Source organism: Arthrobacter sp. yr096 (assembly GCF_900108925.1).
In the GTDB taxonomy this organism is placed as follows: domain Bacteria; phylum Actinomycetota; class Actinomycetes; order Actinomycetales; family Micrococcaceae; genus Arthrobacter.
In genome coordinates this window covers 551,582-568,604 of sequence record NZ_FNYI01000003.1, presented here as the reverse complement: position 1 = coordinate 568,604, position 17,023 = coordinate 551,582, and the positions used below count along the sequence as shown (strand labels likewise).

The following is a 17,023-nucleotide window of genomic DNA, read 5'->3' as shown; positions in this document are numbered from 1 at the left end:
GTGAGTCCGCCTCCGGGCCCTGCCTGCCCCGGCCTCCGGAGACGCGACGGTAAAGTGTGGGCCATGACTTCAGCACATGCGGACAACCCGCAGAACAGGCAACGGCACTCCGGCTCCACCCCCGTCGAGGCGCTGACCCGCGCGGTCAACGATTCCTTTGAGGCCACGATGGCTTCCCTCAAAGACCTGGTCAGCATCCCCGGCATAGCGTGGCCCAGCTTCGACCCCAAGCAACTTGATCTCAGCGCCGAAGCGGTCTCTTCGCTGGCTAAGGCCGCCGGTATGGAGGACGTCCGGATCCTGCGGTGCGACAAAGCCGACGGAACCCCCGGTGGTCCTGCCGTCGTCGCCCGCCGCCCTGCCGCTGAGGGCAAGCCAACCATCCTGCTGTACGCGCACCACGACGTGCAGCCGCCGGGGGATCGTAACCTCTGGAAATCGGAACCTTTTGTCGCCGAAGAGAGGGACGGCAGGCTGTATGGCCGCGGTGCGGCTGACGACAAGGCAGGCATCATGGCCCACCTGGCGGCTTACAGCGCCGTGACCAAGGTGCTGGGAAACGACTTTGGCCTGGGCGTGACGTTCTTCTTCGAGGGAGAAGAGGAGGCCGGATCACCCACCTTCCGGGCGTTCCTTGAGGAGCACCAGGAACTCTTGCGGGCAGATGTGATCGTGGTGGCCGACTCCAGCAACTGGAAGGTAGGGGTGCCCGCCCTGACCACCAGCCTTCGCGGTCTGGTGGACGGTACGTTTGAAGTGCGCGTTCTGGACCACGCCGTACACTCCGGGATGTTTGGCGGCCCGGTGCTCGATGCTCCCACGCTCTTGTCCCGGTTGATAGCTACCCTTCACGATGACGACGGCAACGTGGCCGTTGCCGGCCTGGTGGGCCGCGACCACGTAGCGGTGGACCTCACCGAAGCGGACTACCGGGCCGACGCATCAGTGCTCGACGGCGTGAAGCTGGCAGGAAGCGGAACCATCGCCTCCCGCCTCTGGACCAAGCCGGCATTGTCCATTATCGGCATGGACGTCCCGGCCGTGGACGTCGCTTCCAACACCCTTATTCCCGCTGCCAGGGCGAAATTCAGCATGCGGCTTGCACCGGGGCAGGATCCGCACGCGGCAATGGATGCCCTCAGGCAGCATGTCGAAGCCAAGGCACCGTTCGGCGCCAAGGTGACGTTCACTCCGGGGGAGCGGGGCAACGCGTTCTCCACCGACACGTCCTCCGCTGCTGCAAGGGTGGCGCTCTGGGCGCTGGGGGAGTCCTGGGGCGTGGAGCCGGTGGAAATGGGCATTGGCGGCTCCATCCCCTTCATTGCAGACCTTCTGGAGATGTACCCCGCCGTCCAGATTCTGGTGACCGGAGTTGAAGACCCCGATTCCCGAGCGCACAGTGCCAACGAATCGTTGCACATCGAAGACTTCCGCCACGCAGTGCTGGCTGAATCCCTAATGCTTGCCCGCCTGAATGCCGAAGGTTTGACGGACTAAGCTGCAACGGCGCGCCGGGAACAACCAAATGCTGTCTGTGGTTACGTCAGGAGTTATAGCTAAGCGTCTGTGCGACGTAGCATTAGCTATAACCCGTACGTAATTGGGTAAGGGCAGGCAGCGTTCCGGCGCGGCCTCCAAGAGCTTCATAAGAAGGTAGGCCAATGAGCACTGCAACCAACGAAAACAGCACCGGAGCACAGGTCGTCTCCAACGACGAACTGCCCACGCACGAGGTCAATCTGACCGATGTCGCCGCAGGCAAGGTCCGCAGCCTCCTGGAACAGGAAGGGCGCACCGACCTTCGGTTGCGCGTTGCAGTCCAGCCTGGGGGATGCTCCGGCCTGATCTACCAGCTTTACTTCGACGAGCGCATGCTTGACGGAGACGCAGTCCGTGACTACGACGGCGTTGAAGTCGTCGTAGACAAGATGAGCGTTCCTTACCTCAGCGGTGCCAGCATCGACTTCGAGGACACCATTTCGAAGCAGGGCTTCACCATCGATAACCCGAACGCCGGCGGGTCTTGCGCCTGCGGTGATTCGTTCCACTGATGTGAGCCATCGCTGCATGTCGGCGCCACTCCGGACGTGTTTAAAACCGATCGGAGCCACGGCGCTGACATGTGCGCGAAAACCGCTTGATAGCGGTAAGCTCTACATCGGGTAGTAAAACTTTTAGTGTGCCCGGTGAGCCTTCGGCCTGCCGGGAGACAGCAACAAGAGGAAGGGCCGTCTGTGAGTTCGCAGAACCGAACCGGCAGCCGACGCATAAAGATCACATCGATCACTGGCTTGGCACTAGCCGGCGCGTTGGTTTTGACCGGATGTTCACCAGAGGTAGAGAAGGGTTGGCTGCCTACAGAGCGCGGCACGACCAACCACACTGACCGGATCATGGACCTCTGGGTCAACTCATGGATCGCCGCCTTGGCAGTCGGTATCATCACGTGGGGCCTTCTGGTCTGGTGCATCATTGCCTACCGTCGCCGCAAGGGCACCACGGGATTCCCCAAGCAGCTCAGCTACAACCTGCCGCTCGAGGTCTTCTACTTGACCATCCCGCTGTTCATGGTTCTGGTGTTCTTCTACTTCACCGATCAGGACCAGCGCGCGATCGATGACCGGTCGCAGCCTGCCGACGTCGTTGTTGACGTCCGCGGCAAGCAGTGGGCCTGGGACTTCAACTACAAAAAGGGTGAGGTCATCAATGAGGACCTCCACGAAGCCGGCGTTCAGGCTCACCTGACCGGCAACGAGGTCAACAAGGAACTTCTCCCCACCCTGTACTTGCCGGTGGGCAAGTCCGTGGACCTGGAGCTGAATTCCCGCGATGTCATCCACTCGTTCTGGGTTCCCGCCTTCCTTCAGAAGCGCGACATGATCCCGGGCAAGACGAACTACATCAGGTTCACCCCCACCAAGGAGGGCACCTTCGATGGCAAGTGTGCCGAACTCTGCGGTGAATATCACTCCGAAATGCTGTTCCGCGTCAAGGTGGTCTCCGAGTCTGAGTTCCAGGCCCACATGGATCAACTCCGCCAGGATGGCAACACGGGCCTGCTCGGTGCGGAATACGACCGCAATCCGAACCTGAACGAAAAGTAAGGGGAGCGACGTGGCTACTTACACTCAATCCGCCGGGACCCTTGAGGCTCCCGTAGTTCCTAAGTCCAAGGGACGCATCGTCGTCAACTGGATCACCTCGACGGACCACAAGACCATCGGGTACATGTACCTGATTGCGTCCTTCGTGTTCTTCTGCCTCGGTGGCGTCATGGCGCTGCTGATCCGCGCCGAATTGTTCGAACCCGGCATGCAGATCCTGCAGACCAAAGAGCAGTACAACCAGATGTTCACGATGCACGGCACCGTGATGCTCCTGATGTTTGCAACTCCTCTGTTCGCCGGCTTTGCCAACGTGATCATGCCGCTGCAGATTGGTGCTCCGGACGTTGCCTTCCCGCGTTTGAACGCCCTGGCATTCTGGTTCTTCCTCTTTGGCTCCACCATCGCCGTCTCCGGGTTCATTACGCCCCAAGGTGCAGCCTCCTTTGGCTGGTTCGCTTACGCGCCGTTGTCCAACACGACGTTCAGTCCGGGTGTCGGTGGTGACCTCTGGGTCTTCGGCCTGGCGCTCTCCGGTTTCGGAACCATCCTTGGCGCGGTCAACTTCATTACCACCATCATTTGCATGCGTGCTCCGGGCATGACCATGTGGCGTATGCCGATCTTCACGTGGAACACGCTGGTTACGGCAATTCTGGTTCTGATGGCCTTCCCGCCGCTGGCAGCTGCACTCTTCGCTCTTGGCGCCGACCGCCGCTTTGGTGCGCACATCTTTGATCCCGAAAACGGCGGCGCCGTTCTCTGGCAGCACCTCTTCTGGTTCTTCGGCCACCCTGAGGTTTACATCATCGCCCTGCCGTTCTTCGGTATTGTTTCCGAGATCTTCCCGGTATTCAGCCGCAAGCCGATCTTTGGTTACAAGGGCCTTGTTTACGCAACGATCGCCATTGCCGCCCTGTCCGTCACGGTATGGGCTCACCACATGTATGTGACCGGTTCGGTGCTGCTTCCGTTCTTCGCCTTCATGACCATGTTGATCGCGGTTCCCACGGGTGTTAAGTTCTTCAACTGGATCGGTACTCTGTGGCAGGGTTCCATCACTTTCGAGACCCCCATGCTGTGGAGCATCGGCTTCCTGGTGACGTTCCTCTTCGGTGGCCTGACCGGCATCATCCTGGCCTCCCCGCCGCTGGACTTCCACGTCTCGGATTCCTACTTCGTGGTGGCCCACTTCCACTACGTGGTGTTCGGCACCGTGGTGTTCGCGATGTTCGCAGGCTTCTATTTCTGGTGGCCCAAGTGGACCGGCAAGATGCTCAACGAGCGTCTTGGTAAGATCCACTTCTGGCTTCTGTTCCTGGGTTTCCACGGCACGTTCCTCATCCAGCACTGGCTGGGTGTTGAAGGTATGCCGCGCCGCTACGCCGACTATATGCCGCAGGATAACTTCACGTGGATGAACCAGTTCTCCACCATCTCTTCCTTCGTCCTGGGTGCTTCTCTGTTGCCGTTCTTCTGGAACGTCTACATCACCTGGCGGAGCAACAAGAAGGTTGAAGTTGATGACCCGTGGGGCTTCGGTGCTTCGCTGGAATGGGCAACGTCCTGCCCGCCGCCGCGCCACAACTTCACTTCCTTGCCCCGTATCCGCTCCGAGCGCCCGGCGCTGGACCTGCACCACCCTGAGTTGGCCCAGGTTCACACTGCCGAAGCTCCGTCACCCGCAGCAGCCGTTTTGGGTAACGCCGACCAGAGGGACGTCCGCTCATGAAAATCGAATCGTGGCTCTTCGGAGCTGGAGTGTTCTTCTTTGTTCCCGTAGCCATTGCTTATGGCTTCCTGACCGAATGGTCTGAGTGGGTAGGCGTCCTGGGGATTCTTCTGGTTGGCGGCCTCGCCGGCATGATCGGTGCTTACCTTGGTTTCACCGGCAAGCGCATTGGCATGCGCCCGGAGGACCGTCCCGACGCCGAAGTCCACGAGGGCGCAGGCGAACAGGGGCACTTCAGTCCTTGGAGCTGGTGGCCCCTGGTTCTTGGCCTTGCATGTGCCGGCGGTTTCCTCGGCCTGGCCATTGGCTTCTGGGTGACCTACGTCGCCGGCGGGCTGGCCCTTGTTGCCTTGGTTGGCTGGGTCTTCGAATACAGCCGTGGCGACCACGCACACTAGATAATCACTAATACGATCGATGGGCCCCACCTCCAGGTGGGGCCCATCGTCGTTAAGTCACGCCTATGTCATGGCTCTGCCGGAATTGTGCCTCAGCGGGCCTCAGTGGCCTCAAGAACGGCCGACAGGGCATTGAGAGCACTCCTGACCCCGGCAGCGGTCTGATCGTCTCTGAGTGCCTCGGGTGCCACCCCGAGGAAAACTTCGCATCCGTGCCCGAAGTCTTCTGTCATTACTTCCAGCAGCGAACGGGCATCCACAGGCCGGCCATCCTTCTTGCGGATGGTCACTGGCAGGCCCGTGTCGGTGACAGCGCGGACAAACACCGCCGCAGCCCGTGCATGCAATCCGATTTCGGCGCCAACGACGGCCCTCTGCTCCGGCAAGCCAACTCCTTTGTTATGACGGACTCTCCGTCAGAAAATGATCCATACAAGCGTAGCGGGCGCTTGCATTCCTGTTCCACATCGCCGGCGGGTGGTCTAGACCTGCGGTGGCACTGACTTATCCTTGAAGTATGACTCACTTGCTGGACCATCGCTGTGGCTGAGGCATCAAGCATCGCCGGCGATATCGACCGCACCAGCGGTACCCCCATCTACGTCCAGCTGCGGGAGATACTGCGGGCATTCATTGCACAGTCGTGCCCTCCGGGATCTGCCTTGCCGTCTGAACGGGACCTGTCTGACCGATTCGGACTGGCACGCATGACCGTGCGTCAGGCCATCGATGCCCTGGTGGGTGAGGAAGTAATCGAGCGCGTGGTGGGGCTCGGAACATTCGTCCGCAAGCCCAAACTGGATCTCCAAGTGAAGCTGACCTCCTACAGCGAGGAGATGCAGCGCCGTGGCATGGTGCCTGCCGCCAAGGTTCTGAGCTTTGAGCAGATCGCTGCCAGTGCATTCCTTGCCCGTGAACTCCAAATGGAAGAGGGCACGCCGCTGGTTCGGTTCAGACGGTTGCTGCTGGCAGACAACGAGCCCATGAGTGTTGATGAGAACTTCATTCCTGCCCACCGGGTCCCTGGACTCCTCGATGAAGCACCTCCGACGTCCCTCTACAACGTGCTGAGCGAACGGTTCGGCTTGGTCATGGAGTGGGGTGAGGACATGATTGAGGCCACCGCCGCATCACCATCCACTGCCAGATTGCTGAATGTCGACGTCGGGTCACCCTTGCTAAAGATTCAACGCCATGCCTTTGTTGCCCGTGCAATGGTGGACTATTCCGTCTCCTACTACCGCGCCGATCGCTACAAACTATGGGTTCCACTGCAGCGTCCAGGTGTTCGTCCCACCCGGAACTACTCCTCGGGATATCGCACCCAGTAGGGGCCGTTGGAACCCGCGACGCATAGACGCATAAGGGAGGGGCCCGATCCTATGGATCGGGCCCCTCCCTTATGCTGTGTGCTTGGCGTTAGTGGCTCAGGCTCTTCTGGTCTTCACCAGCTGCGATGGCCTCGTGGTGGCCATGAGCATGTGCGGCCTCAAGTTCCGCCGGCGTTGCCGGGGCAACACGGTCCTCGAAGAACCACTTGGAGAGTGCGGCGCGGCGCTTCTCCTTCCGCGTGACAACGCCGTGTTCGTTCGGTTCGGCCGGCAGGGGAGCCAGAGATTCGAATCCAACGAGCTTATAGCGCTTGTACTCGTCCAGCGGAGCGTGCACCTCAATGAACTCACCGTGGGGGAGCCGGACAATCCGGCCCGTCTCACGGCCGTGCAGGGCAATTTCACGGTCCTTGCGCTGGAGGGCCAACGCAATGCGCTTGGTCACGATGAAGGCAATGACCGGGCCGATGAAGAACAGCGTCCGCAGCCAGTAAGTGACATCGTTCAGCGACACGTGGAAGTGCGTTGCAATGAGGTCGGAACCTGCAGCTGCCCACATCACGCAGTACCACGTGAAGCCTGCGACGCCGATGGCTGTGCGGGTAGGGGCGTTGCGCGGACGATCAAGAACGTGGTGCTCGCGGTTGTCTTTGGTGATCCAGCGTTCGATCCACGGGTACATGAACAGCACGGTGAAGATGATGCCTGCCGGCACAAGAGCGGGCAGGAGAACGTTCAGCGTCAGCGTGCGCCCAAAGATGATCCATTCGAAGTGGAAGTCATTGATGACACCCGGCATAAGGCGGAGGGCACCATCGACGAAACCGATGTACCAGTCAGGCTGGGTACCAGCGGAGACCGGCGAGGGATCGTATGGACCGTAGTTCCAGATCGGGTTGATTGTGAATGCCGCTGCCATGAGCGCCAGCACGCCGAAGACGATGAAGAAGAATCCACCGGCCTTTGCGGCGTAAACCGGACCAAGGGGGTAGCCAACGACGTTGCCGTCGTTGCGGCCCGGGCCGGGGTACTGGGTGTGCTTGTGGACAACCACCATGAACAGGTGAATGACGATCATCAGGAGGATGAGGGCCGGAACCAGGAGGATGTGCAGGACATACAGTCGGCCGATGATGGCCGTGCCCGGGAATTCTCCACCGAAGAGGAAGAAGGAGGTGTATGTACCGATCACCGGAATCGACTTGATGACGCCGTCGATGATGCGCAGGCCGTTGCCGGACAGCAGGTCATCGGGGAGGGAGTAGCCGGTGAAGCCGGCTGCCATGGCGAGGATGAGCAGTACGCCACCCACAACCCAGTTCATTTCGCGGGGCTTGCGGAAAGCACCCGTGAAGAAAACGCGCAGCATGTGGACACCCAGTGATGCTACGAACAGCAGTGCAGCCCAGTGGTGTACCTGGCGCATGAACAGACCGCCGCGGACATCGAAGGAGATGTTCAGCGACGAGCTGTAGGCAACAGACATTTCGACGTTGTACAGCGGTGTGTACGAACCCTGGTAGTGGGTCTCCGCCATGGACGGATCAAAGAAGAAGGTCAGGAAGGTACCTGACATCAGCAGGATGACGAAGGAGTACAGCGCCACCTCACCGAACATGAACGACCAGTGGTCGGGGAAGACCTTCCGGCCGAACTCGCGCAGGATGCCGGAGCCACCCACACGCTCGTCCACGAAGTTGGTGAAACTACCAACCTTGGTCTTCGGAACGAAGGGGGCTTCAGCTGTTGATGAGGCGCTCATGCTCGTCACGCTCCCAGTAACTCGGTCCTACAGGTTCTCTGAAGTCGCTGGTTGCGACGAGGTAGCCCTCTGCGTCAACTGCAATCGGCAGCTGGGGGAGCGGACGGCTTGCCGGCCCGAAGATGACCTTGCATTCCTGCGTGAGGTCAAACGTGGACTGGTGGCAGGGGCACAGAAGGTGGTGGGTCTGCTGCTCATAAAGAGCAACAGGGCAACCGACGTGCGTGCAGATCTTGGAGTAAGCAACGATGCCGTTGTAGCTCCAGCTTTCGCGTCCCTCGGAGGGGTTCAATGAGTTCGGGTCCAGGCGCATCAGCAGAACCACGGCCTTGGCCTTCTCGTTCAGCTTGCCTTCGTGGAGTTCGTTGAGGCCTTCAGGGATCACGTGGAAGGCCGAACCAATGGTGACGTCCGAGGCCTTGATGGGGGTGCCATCGGGGTCGCGGGTCAGGCGCTTGAGCTTGCCGCCCTCTGGTGCCCACATGGTGTGCGCCAGAGCCTTGTCCGGACGCGGACCCAAGTCACCAAAGATGGCGAGCGCCGGGAGCGGAGCAAGCGCAACGGCACCAAGAAGGGTGTTGCGGATCAGCGGGCGACGCTTGATGCCGGTTTCCTCGACGATGTCGTCGACGATGCGCACAGCTGCCTGGCGATCTTCTTCTGTGCGGATAGCGTGACGCTCTTCAGACACTTCGTGATCGGGCATCAGGGCCTTGGCCCAGTGCACGATGCCGGTGCCGATACCCAGCATTGCGAACGCCGTGCCGAGTCCCAGAAGAAGGTTCTGGGTGCGGATGGTCGCAATGGTGGTGTCGTCGCCAAGGTCGATGGCAAAGTATGCCACCAGGAAGACCAGCGTACCGATGACGGAGGTGCCAAACAGAATGGCTACCTGACGCTCGGCGCGTTTTGCGGCTACCGGGTCCGTGTCAGCCAGGCGCAAACGATGCGGAGGAAGACCAGGATCCTGGAACTTCTCCACCTCATTCTGACCAGCCGTAGCTACGGTGCCCGAGTGGTTCGGACTGCCGTCACTATGGTTGCCCATAATTCGCCTCATCCTTCTCTCGTTGTCTCGACCGGGGCCGAGTTATTTTCAGTTTCAAACTGCTGACCGTGCAGCAGAAGTTTTCTTGTGTCCGGAACTAGGACGTGCGGGACGTCAGCCAGATCGTGAAAGCGATGATGACTCCCAAGCCGGCAACCCAGACGAAGAGGCCTTCAGAGACCGGGCCGAGGGAGCCCAGGTCAGCGCCACCAGGCGAACCGTTGGCTTCGATGGTCTTCAGGAAGGTGATGATGTCGCGCTTGTCTTCAGGGGTGATGTTGGAGTCATTGAACACGGGCATGTTCTGCGGACCCGTAGCCATGGCCTCGTAAATGTGCTCTGCGCTCACACCCGCCAACGCCGGGGCGAATTTGCCGCGGGTCAGCGCACCGCCGGCAGCGGCTGCGTTGTGGCACATGGCGCAGTTGACGCGGAAGAGTTCGCCACCGTTGGCTGCATCTCCCTTGCCATCGAGGAGGTGTTCCTCGGGAATGGCCGGGCCGGCGCCGAGGGACGCAACATAGGCAGCGAGCTGCTTGGTCTGCTCCTCGTTGAACTGGGCGGGCTTCTGCTGGGCCTGCGGTCCGCTCATCTGCATGGGCATACGACCGGTACCAACCTGGAAGTCAACTGCAGCAGCGCCCACGCCGACCAGCGAGGGGCCGTCCTGGGTTCCGCTGGCACCCATGCCGTGGCAAGTGGCGCAGTTGGCGGCAAAGAGTTTGCCGCCTTCTTCTACGTCACTGGCGCTGAAGCTTGTGGTGTCGGCCTTGGCCTGGTTGACAGTTGTGGCAACGGCGTAGAGCCCACCAGTGAGGAGGAGGCCCATCAACAGCAGCGCAATGGCTGCCAGTGGGTGACGTCGCTTCTGCGAGAGTGCCTTCACGTGGTGGTTCCTTTATTCGATCCTGCGTCGGCTCCGCGAGCCGCTTCTTGAAATTCTGCCTCTTGTAGAAAAAGAGTCAAAGCCGGGCTTACTTGAGGACGTAGATGACCAGGAAGAGGCCGATCCACACGACGTCAACGAAGTGCCAGTAGTACGAGGTGACGATCGCCGACGTCGCTTCAAAGTGCCCAAACTTCTTGGCTGCGAACGCGCGGCCAATGATGAACAGGAACGCAATCAGACCGCCGATGACGTGGAGGCCGTGGAAGCCCGTTGTCATGTAGAAGGCGGAGCCGTAGGCGTTGGACGACAGGGAAACGTGCTCGGAAACGAGCATTGCGTATTCCGTGGTCTGTCCAGCAACGAAGAAGGCACCCATGATGAAGGTGAGGACAAACCATTCAGTCATGCCCCAGCGGGTGAATTGGAGCGGACCGCCGGTACGGCGGGGTTCGAGCCGCTCGGCGGCAAAGACGCCCATCTGGCAAGTAAACGAACTTGCCACAAGGACGATGGTGTTGACGAGCGCAAACGGGAAGTTGAGCTTGGCCGTCTCCTCGGCCCACATCAGTCCGGATGTGGAGCGCAGGGTGAAGTACATGGCAAAGAGGCCGGCGAAGAACATCAACTCACTGGACAGCCAAACAACGGTTCCAACAGAAACCAGATTGGGGCGGTTCAGCGTCGGGTGCGCCGGGGTACTGGGGGCATGGGTCGCAGATGTCACAAGGACATTATGTCTGTAAAAGTCCAGACTTCCCAATGCAAACCACCGATTCGGGAGACTTTTTCTACAAAGACGCGAAATCGCGCGGAAAAGTTCCCGGCCTCGTTCACATTGGTCATCCGCATGGCTGGCTGGATAGCATCAGTGAGTGACTTCTCCGGCATCGGCTCCTGCAACCAGCAATACCTGGCCAGGACTCATCTCAGCACTGATCAACGGCGACGACCTTGCGGTGGGCAACACAGAGTGGGCCATGAACACCATCATGTCCGGTGAGGCAACGCCGGCTCAGATTGCAGGGTTCCTGGTGGCGCTCCGGGCCAAGGGCGAAACGGTAGAGGAACTGGCCGGTCTGGTAGAGGCGATGGTCCAGCACGCCAATCCCATTGAGATCTCCGGCGAGAAGCTGGACATCGTTGGAACCGGCGGTGACCGACTCAACACAGTGAACATTTCCACCATGGCAGCCCTTGTAGCGGCCGGGGCGGGTGCCAAGGTGGTGAAGCACGGGAACAGAGCTGCATCGTCAACCTCGGGTTCCGCTGACGTCCTTGAAGCCCTGGGAGTTCGCCTGGACCTGTCAATTGAGCAGGTAGCCAGGAACGCCGAGGAAGCGGGAATCACCTTCTGTTTTGCGCAGGTCTTCCACCCGTCATTCAGGCATACCGCGGTCCCGCGGCGTGAACTTGCCGTTCCCACGGCGTTCAATTTCCTCGGACCAATGACCAATCCTGCACACGTCCAGGCCTCTGCTGTCGGAGTTGCCAATGCCCGCATGGCACCCTTGGTGGCAGGAGTCCTTGCCCGCCGCGGAAGCCGAGGGCTGGTGTTCCGCGGCGACGACGGACTGGACGAGCTCACCCCGACGGGTCCATCCACCGTCTGGGAGATCAGGAACGGCGCAGTTACCGAGCAGGTGTTCTCTCCCGCTCAGCTGGGAATCACACCGTCCACCGTGGCCGATCTTCGCGGGGGTGACGCTGCTGCGAATGCCCAAGTGGTCCGCGAGATCCTCGCTGGTAAGGGCGGGGCCGTGCGGGATGCCGTACTGCTGAATGCCGCTGCCGGATTGGTGTCTGTTGATCTTCACGCGGACGGAAGCCTTGTGGAACGGATGCGCGCCGCCTTCGATCGGGCAGCCGAATCGATTGACTCCGGAAAAGCTGGCGAAGTCCTCGCCAAGTGGACGGCACTCAGCAGGAGTTAGCCTCCGAAGGTACCGCGTCCAGGCATACGCCCGGGATTACTCGAATCCCAGCGCGAAAGCTGCGTCCAGATCATGCTGTGAGTATGCACGGAAAGCGATGTGCGTGGTGGTGTGGACCACTGAAGCAACCTTTGAAAGCCGGTCGGCAATAACGTCCGCGAGTTCTTCGTGCTTCGTCACCCTGGCTACCGCAATCAGATCCCATTCGCCCGTGACGGAATAGACCTCACTGATGCCTTGGATAGCCGAGATCTGCTCGGCGGTCTCCGGGATGCGTGAGGCATCGGTCTTGATCAGGACGAAAGCGGTGATCACGTGGGGCCTTTCCGGAAAAGCTGCGTTGCGGACTGTTCTCAGCGTAGTGCATCCATGGGACAGCGGACCTGATCACACCCGGCGTTGCCGCTTCCGCGACGCGCGCACCACCAAGGCAACCAGAGCGCGGTATCCGACGAGGAATACTCCCAGGCTGATCAACGCCACAATGATGAAGGGCAGGACCACCGTCTGGCCGGTGGCAGCCCGCAGCAGCATCCCGACCAGCACCGATCCGAGCCAAATGCAGACGCCGGAGGGCCACACCGCCAAGGGTGAGCGCCACGCCCTCACTGCAAACCATGCGACGGCGGCTCCGGCGAGGAATGGCCATGCCGTCATGAAAGCTCCGGAGACGATCTCTCCGCGGGCGTGGGCGTCACGGCCGATGGCGGCGAAGACAAGAATCAACAGGAGGTCGGCACCGGCCGCAGGAATCCACAATCTGGAGGATGAAAGCATGCTCCTGACACTATCCAACCCGTGACCCCCGCGCGAAGTCAGGTGGATATACCCGGCCCCTTGCAAGCAGGGGCGGTGGCGTCCACGATGTTTGGCAAGTGGCCAGGCGGGACAAACAGCGTGGAGGAAGCCATGAGATTCATTCAGGTGGCCCAGCGGGCCGAGGACCTCAAGAGGGCAGCTGCTTTTTACTCAGCGCTCCTGGGTGTTGAGCCCAGAGCCCTTTTCGACCCTCCGGGCTTGCTGTTCTTTGAGATCGATGGTGTCCGTCTGCTGCTGGAAAAGGGCGCTCCGTCGTCCCTCATTTATTTCGAGGTTGCAGATCTCCACGGAACCGTGGCCTCACTGCGGAATCGGGGCGTCAGGAACATCGCTGATCCACGGATGATCTACGCGCATGAGGACGACACCCTGGGGCCACCGGATTCCGAAGAGTGGATGGCCTTTATTGAGGACAGCGAAGCCAACACTGTGGGGTTGGTCAGCCGGATACGGACTGCGGGGGACTAGCCCGGGGTGCTTCAGCAGCCCGGCGATTGGTGCCGCCATCCGGGCAGGCGGATTCGTCGTCGTCGTGCGTTGTGTCCGTGTTCGTGCGGTACTAGCCTCGGTCAGGGGACATGCGGTCCCCGGCGATCCCGGAGGAATGGCTGATGCAGAAGATTTCCACGTGTTTATGGTTCGACGGGCAGGCGGCCGAGGCCGCGGAGTTCTACACCTCGACGTTCGACAATTCATCCATGGGACAAACGATGCAAGGGCCGGACGGCAAGGTTCTCACTGTCGAGTTCGAGATCGAAGGCCGGCAGTTCATGGGACTCAATGGCGGTCCGGTGTTTACGTTCAACGAGGCTGTCTCACTGGTGGTGAACTGTGACTCCCAGGAGGAAGTGGACAGGTACTGGGACGCTTTGCTGGTGGGGGGAGAAGAGAGCCAGTGCGGTTGGCTTAAGGACAAATTTGGTTTGTCATGGCAGATCGTCCCCACGGCCATGTCCGGACTCCTGGCTGGACCGGACCCGGCAGGCTCCCAGCGTGCAATGGAAGCCATGCTGAAGATGCGCAAACTGGACATTAACGCCCTCCAAAAGGCCTACGACGGCGACTAGAAATTCGGGGGACAGGCGCCATGTGGCGCTGTTAGCATGGCGGCACGGTGAAGTGCGCATGCACCACACAACCATGAGGAGAATCCACCAATGACAACCCGCCTCAACCCCTACATCTCATTCCGGGACAACGCCCGGGAAGCCATCACTTTCTATGAATCCGTCTTTGGCGGAGAGCTGAACATCAGCACTTTTGGTGACTATCAGGCAAGCCAGGATCCGGCGGAAGCCGACAAGGTGATGCACTCCATGCTGGAAACGCCAGGTGGGTTGACCCTTATGGCCGCGGATACGCCCAACGGCATGGAATACAACCCCGGTGACAACGTGTCCGTGTCGCTGAGCGGCGAATCGGCTGATGAAGCCGAGCTGCGTGGCTACTGGGAGAAACTCGTCGACGGCGGTACGGTCACCGTGCCGCTCGAAGCGGCACCGTGGGGTGACATCTTCGGGATGTGCGTGGACAAGTTTGGAATCGCGTGGCTGGTGAACATCGCTGGTGCACCACAAGAACAGTAGCCACTGTCCAGTGTGATTACCCAGACGAATGCCCTGCCCAGTTTCCCGGGCGGGGCATTCGTTTTCCTTGAATCAGACAATGCGCCGGCCATCCGGCGTCAACCTTTGGCCCATATGCTTGGGAGTACGCAACACGAGGGAACGGTCCATTATCTCGGCGAACGGCAACCGTTCACCGAGTTGCCGTTCAAGGACCGTCATGTCTTCTACGCGGCGGAGCCACACATTCATCAGGATGGAGTAGAGCCCTCCCGTCGTAGCGACCAGTCGCATCTCTTCCAGGCCTACCAGCTTCGCAGCAACGTGTTCGACCTCAGTGGCCGGAACCCTGAGAAAGTACCAGACCGCCACGGGCCACGGCGAGTATGTACGCGCTACTTCCAACCTCAGGACGAGGCGTTTGCCGGCCATAACGGTGGCCAGCGCGTTCTTGGCGATGGATGGGGAGACGCCCAGCTCTTCGGATATCCGGGAGAGGGAGGCCCGTGCGTCAATGCGCAGGATATCGACGACCCCTTGTTCCACGGCCGCTGAAACTCCTCTCTGTGGGGCGGCTGCATGGGGAAGGCTCATCTCAAGCTGCTGGATTTCCCGTTCGGGCAGGGAACGTAACCTCCACCGCTGCGCATCGGCCAGAAGCCTGATGCCCCGGTGGGTGCGGGTGCTGGTTATTCCGGACACTGCGGGCAGTCGGTCCAGGACGAACCTTCCAAGATCTGTATCGGTTGAGCACAAGAGGGTCACCACCAGATCCCTGCCTCCTGCGGTCTGGTCGATGGTGAGAACCTCGTCGTCGCGGGCAAGGTCTTCGGTCACAGAAGCGACGCTGGACGGTGCACAGGCTATCTCCACGATTGCTCCGGTGTACTTCGCCCCGGGGCCCCTGTAGGACGTAATCCACGCAAGCCCTGACTCCTGGAGAGCGTTCCAGCGTCTTGCGAGTGTGACTGCGTCTGCCCCAACTACAGGCGCCAAGGCCGCCCATGGTGCCCGGGGGCGGAGCTGAAGTGCGTGCAGAAGGCGAAGATCCCGCTCGTCGAGATCATAATCCTGCATTGATCGCCCCCATTTCGCGGAAAGCCTGCACCGTGAGTGTATTCAACCATTTGCTGCCTACGTTTGGCCCGCCCCAGACTCCTTGAAAGGCAGCCATGTCGCCCAAAGCCGCGTCCTTAGATGATCACGCCCACGAAATGCCGGACGACTCGCAGCTGGTTGACTTGGTGCGCTCTGGCCATCTTGCCTCCTTCGAGGAGCTGTACAGGCGGCACTATGCAGTGGCCCGATATGTGGCGCGCGCAGAATCCGACAATTCCGACGAAGCCGAGGATATTGCAGCGGAAGCATTCGCCAGCGTCCTCAAGTCTTTGTGTGCGGGTGGGGGACCCAGGGAATCATTTCAGGCCTACCTGACTACCACCGTGAGGCGTACGGCTTACCGCAGAAACCTTCAGGGGCGGAGGACTGCAACCTTTAGATACGGCAGCATGATGGACGTCCTGGTATTGGACGAGGACGTGACCATCAAGGCATTCGAAACAACGATCCTGATGCGTGCTTTCCGTACGCTGCCGTTACGGTGGCGTGCCGTTCTCTGGTGCGTTGACGTGGAGGGCCTGAAGCCTGCTGCGACGGCACGTGTGATGGAACTGAGTCCGAACGGAGTCTCTGCACTGTTGATCAGGGCGCGGGAGGGCCTGCGGCAGGCGTACCTTCAAGAACACGTCGCTGAATCGCCCAATAACTCTTGCACGGACTTCTCGCGGCACTTGGGCAAATTTGTCCGTAACGCCGTACGCAAAGCCGCACGCGATCGTGTGGCGCGCCATGTTGCGGCCTGCCGAAGCTGCGCAGAGGCGTTGAGGCACCTTGAGGACATCCACTCGGCCATGGAAGGAAGTTCCAGTCGGCAGGATCGCCGGAAGGCATTCGGCTAGCGCGACCTTTGGTTCCTTGTTAGTATGTCAGGACAAACTAATGAAAGGGACTGAAATGCCTCTTGTTCGAATCGACGTCAACGAAGGCAGAAGCCCTGAAGAGCTTGCAAGGCTGAGCCGCTGCATCCACGATGCCATCATTGCCGAGTATGGGATTCCGGAACGTGACTATTTCCATATCGTCACCGAGCATGCCGTTGGCCAGATCGTGGCCCAGGATGCGGGATTGGGATTCGAGCGGACAGATGGTGTGGTGATGATTCAGATCTTCACTCAGGAAGGCCGGGGCCGGGTTGCCAAAGAGGAGCTCTATGCTGCCATCGCAGCGAGCCTGGCCGGCGCTGGCGTCGCTGGCGAAGATGTCTTCCTTGGATACGTTGAAAACAGTGCCAGCGACTGGTCCTTCGGCTTTGGCCGGGCCCAATATCTCACTGGCGAACTGGCCGTACCGGCAAAATAGTCCTGCCCGGCGCGCTCTGCAGGGGC

At 60.4% G+C, this 17,023-nt stretch carries 20 protein-coding genes; 12 read left to right on the top strand and 8 right to left on the bottom strand.

The features are described from left to right. The first annotated feature begins 63 nt into the window (after positions 1-63). The 5 genes from BMY91_RS10490 (at position 64) to BMY91_RS10470 (ending at position 5,234) form a co-directional block, all read left to right on the top strand. Positions 64-1,497, top strand: coding sequence for a dipeptidase (locus BMY91_RS10490; RefSeq protein ID WP_090821578.1), 1,434 nt, complete (start codon positions 64-66; stop codon positions 1,495-1,497). A gap of 164 nt (positions 1,498-1,661) precedes the next feature. After that, positions 1,662-2,051: a HesB/IscA family protein gene (locus BMY91_RS10485; RefSeq protein WP_090821577.1), complete on the top strand. Its 390-nt coding sequence runs from the start codon at positions 1,662-1,664 to the stop codon at positions 2,049-2,051. A gap of 183 nt (positions 2,052-2,234) precedes the next feature. Then, a complete protein-coding gene (coxB, locus tag BMY91_RS10480) occupies positions 2,235-3,104 on the top strand; it encodes an aa3-type cytochrome oxidase subunit II (protein WP_090821575.1) in 870 nt (289 codons plus the stop codon). A gap of 10 nt (positions 3,105-3,114) precedes the next feature. Then, complete coding sequence (gene ctaD, locus BMY91_RS10475; protein ID WP_090821573.1) at positions 3,115-4,836, top strand: aa3-type cytochrome oxidase subunit I; 1,722 nt, start codon at positions 3,115-3,117, stop codon at positions 4,834-4,836. Next, a complete protein-coding gene (locus tag BMY91_RS10470; RefSeq protein WP_090821571.1) occupies positions 4,833-5,234 on the top strand; it encodes a cytochrome c oxidase subunit 4 in 402 nt (133 codons plus the stop codon). The genes ctaD and BMY91_RS10470 overlap by 4 nt, the downstream gene beginning before the upstream one ends. A 92-nt stretch (positions 5,235-5,326) precedes the next feature. Here the strand turns inward: BMY91_RS10470 and BMY91_RS10465 are convergent, their stop codons facing one another. Then, the gene (locus tag BMY91_RS10465) at positions 5,327-5,620 is read right to left on the bottom strand and encodes an HPr family phosphocarrier protein (protein WP_090821569.1); all 294 of its coding nucleotides are present in this window, start codon (positions 5,618-5,620) and stop codon (positions 5,327-5,329) included. A gap of 156 nt (positions 5,621-5,776) precedes the next feature. On the opposite strand from BMY91_RS10465, the gene BMY91_RS10460 reads away from it, so the two are divergent. Beyond that, positions 5,777-6,565, top strand: coding sequence for a GntR family transcriptional regulator (locus tag BMY91_RS10460; protein ID WP_090821567.1), 789 nt, complete (start codon positions 5,777-5,779; stop codon positions 6,563-6,565). Positions 6,566-6,653: 88 nt separating this feature from the next. Here BMY91_RS10460 and BMY91_RS10455 read toward each other — a convergent pair whose 3' ends face one another. The 4 genes from BMY91_RS10455 to BMY91_RS10440 all read right to left on the bottom strand — a co-directional run bounded on the left by BMY91_RS10455 (position 6,654) and on the right by BMY91_RS10440 (position 10,988). After that, positions 6,654-8,327, bottom strand: a complete 1,674-nt coding sequence (locus tag BMY91_RS10455; RefSeq protein WP_090821566.1) for a cytochrome bc1 complex cytochrome b subunit — start codon at positions 8,325-8,327, stop codon at positions 6,654-6,656. Continuing rightward, positions 8,305-9,375, bottom strand: a complete 1,071-nt coding sequence (locus tag BMY91_RS10450) for a cytochrome bc1 complex Rieske iron-sulfur subunit (protein ID WP_018777679.1) — start codon at positions 9,373-9,375, stop codon at positions 8,305-8,307. The genes BMY91_RS10455 and BMY91_RS10450 overlap by 23 nt, the downstream gene beginning before the upstream one ends. 97 nt (positions 9,376-9,472) lie before the next feature. After that, entirely contained in the window at positions 9,473-10,261 is a 789-nt protein-coding gene (locus BMY91_RS10445) for a cytochrome bc1 complex diheme cytochrome c subunit (RefSeq protein ID WP_090821564.1), read from the bottom strand. Positions 10,262-10,349: 88 nt separating this feature from the next. Then, positions 10,350-10,988, bottom strand: a complete 639-nt coding sequence (locus BMY91_RS10440; RefSeq protein ID WP_090821562.1) for an aa3-type cytochrome oxidase subunit III — start codon at positions 10,986-10,988, stop codon at positions 10,350-10,352. A 148-nt stretch (positions 10,989-11,136) separates the two neighbouring features. Between BMY91_RS10440 and trpD the strand changes: the two genes are divergently transcribed. After that, positions 11,137-12,195, top strand: coding sequence for an anthranilate phosphoribosyltransferase (gene trpD / locus BMY91_RS10435; protein ID WP_090821560.1), 1,059 nt, complete (start codon positions 11,137-11,139; stop codon positions 12,193-12,195). Positions 12,196-12,231: 36 nt separating this feature from the next. Here the strand turns inward: trpD and BMY91_RS10430 are convergent, their stop codons facing one another. Then, a complete protein-coding gene (locus BMY91_RS10430; protein ID WP_090821559.1) occupies positions 12,232-12,510 on the bottom strand; it encodes an Lrp/AsnC family transcriptional regulator in 279 nt (92 codons plus the stop codon). A gap of 72 nt (positions 12,511-12,582) precedes the next feature. Next, the gene (locus tag BMY91_RS10425) at positions 12,583-12,972 is read right to left on the bottom strand and encodes a DUF3054 domain-containing protein (RefSeq protein ID WP_090821556.1); all 390 of its coding nucleotides are present in this window, start codon (positions 12,970-12,972) and stop codon (positions 12,583-12,585) included. Between the two features lie 132 nt (positions 12,973-13,104). Here BMY91_RS10425 and BMY91_RS10420 point away from each other — a divergent pair, with 132 nt between their 5' ends. The 3 genes from BMY91_RS10420 (at position 13,105) to BMY91_RS10410 (ending at position 14,600) form a co-directional block, all read left to right on the top strand. Beyond that, positions 13,105-13,482 (top strand): VOC family protein, encoded by a 378-nt coding sequence (locus BMY91_RS10420; protein WP_090821776.1) that lies wholly within the window; start codon positions 13,105-13,107, stop codon positions 13,480-13,482. A gap of 143 nt (positions 13,483-13,625) precedes the next feature. Next, positions 13,626-14,081 carry a VOC family protein gene (locus BMY91_RS10415; protein ID WP_090821554.1) on the top strand — a complete coding sequence of 152 codons (456 nt, stop codon included), beginning with the start codon at positions 13,626-13,628 and terminating at the stop codon, positions 14,079-14,081. Positions 14,082-14,171: 90 nt separating this feature from the next. Continuing rightward, a complete protein-coding gene (locus tag BMY91_RS10410; RefSeq protein WP_090821552.1) occupies positions 14,172-14,600 on the top strand; it encodes a VOC family protein in 429 nt (142 codons plus the stop codon). A gap of 72 nt (positions 14,601-14,672) precedes the next feature. Here the strand turns inward: BMY91_RS10410 and BMY91_RS10405 are convergent, their stop codons facing one another. Beyond that, positions 14,673-15,656, bottom strand: a complete 984-nt coding sequence (locus BMY91_RS10405) for an Lrp/AsnC family transcriptional regulator (protein WP_090821550.1) — start codon at positions 15,654-15,656, stop codon at positions 14,673-14,675. Positions 15,657-15,751: 95 nt separating this feature from the next. Between BMY91_RS10405 and BMY91_RS10400 the strand changes: the two genes are divergently transcribed. Both BMY91_RS10400 and BMY91_RS10395 read left to right on the top strand, forming a co-directional pair. Next, on the top strand, positions 15,752-16,537 hold the full coding sequence (locus BMY91_RS10400; RefSeq protein ID WP_090821548.1) for an RNA polymerase sigma factor: 786 nt from the start codon (positions 15,752-15,754) through the stop codon (positions 16,535-16,537). Between the two features lie 55 nt (positions 16,538-16,592). Next, a complete protein-coding gene (locus BMY91_RS10395; RefSeq protein WP_090821546.1) occupies positions 16,593-16,997 on the top strand; it encodes a tautomerase family protein in 405 nt (134 codons plus the stop codon). Positions 16,998-17,023 lie beyond the last annotated feature (26 nt).

Excerpts from the sequence above, each read along its gene's own strand:
- BMY91_RS10490 (WP_090821578.1), top strand. The coding sequence starts at position 64 with ATGACTTCAGCACATGCGGACAACCCGCAGAACAGGCAACGGCACTCC.
- BMY91_RS10485 (WP_090821577.1), top strand. The coding sequence starts at position 1,662 with ATGAGCACTGCAACCAACGAAAACAGCACCGGAGCACAGGTCGTCTCC.
- BMY91_RS10470 (WP_090821571.1), top strand. The coding sequence starts at position 4,833 with ATGAAAATCGAATCGTGGCTCTTCGGAGCTGGAGTGTTCTTCTTTGTT.
- BMY91_RS10455 (WP_090821566.1), bottom strand. The coding sequence starts at position 8,327 with ATGAGCGCCTCATCAACAGCTGAAGCCCCCTTCGTTCCGAAGACCAAG.
- BMY91_RS10450 (WP_018777679.1), bottom strand. The coding sequence starts at position 9,375 with ATGGGCAACCATAGTGACGGCAGTCCGAACCACTCGGGCACCGTAGCT.
- BMY91_RS10425 (WP_090821556.1), bottom strand. The coding sequence starts at position 12,972 with ATGCTTTCATCCTCCAGATTGTGGATTCCTGCGGCCGGTGCCGACCTC.
- BMY91_RS10420 (WP_090821776.1), top strand. The coding sequence starts at position 13,105 with ATGAGATTCATTCAGGTGGCCCAGCGGGCCGAGGACCTCAAGAGGGCA.
- BMY91_RS10415 (WP_090821554.1), top strand. The coding sequence starts at position 13,626 with ATGCAGAAGATTTCCACGTGTTTATGGTTCGACGGGCAGGCGGCCGAG.
- BMY91_RS10410 (WP_090821552.1), top strand. The coding sequence starts at position 14,172 with ATGACAACCCGCCTCAACCCCTACATCTCATTCCGGGACAACGCCCGG.
- BMY91_RS10405 (WP_090821550.1), bottom strand. The coding sequence starts at position 15,656 with ATGCAGGATTATGATCTCGACGAGCGGGATCTTCGCCTTCTGCACGCA.
- BMY91_RS10400 (WP_090821548.1), top strand. The coding sequence starts at position 15,752 with ATGTCGCCCAAAGCCGCGTCCTTAGATGATCACGCCCACGAAATGCCG.
- BMY91_RS10395 (WP_090821546.1), top strand. The coding sequence starts at position 16,593 with ATGCCTCTTGTTCGAATCGACGTCAACGAAGGCAGAAGCCCTGAAGAG.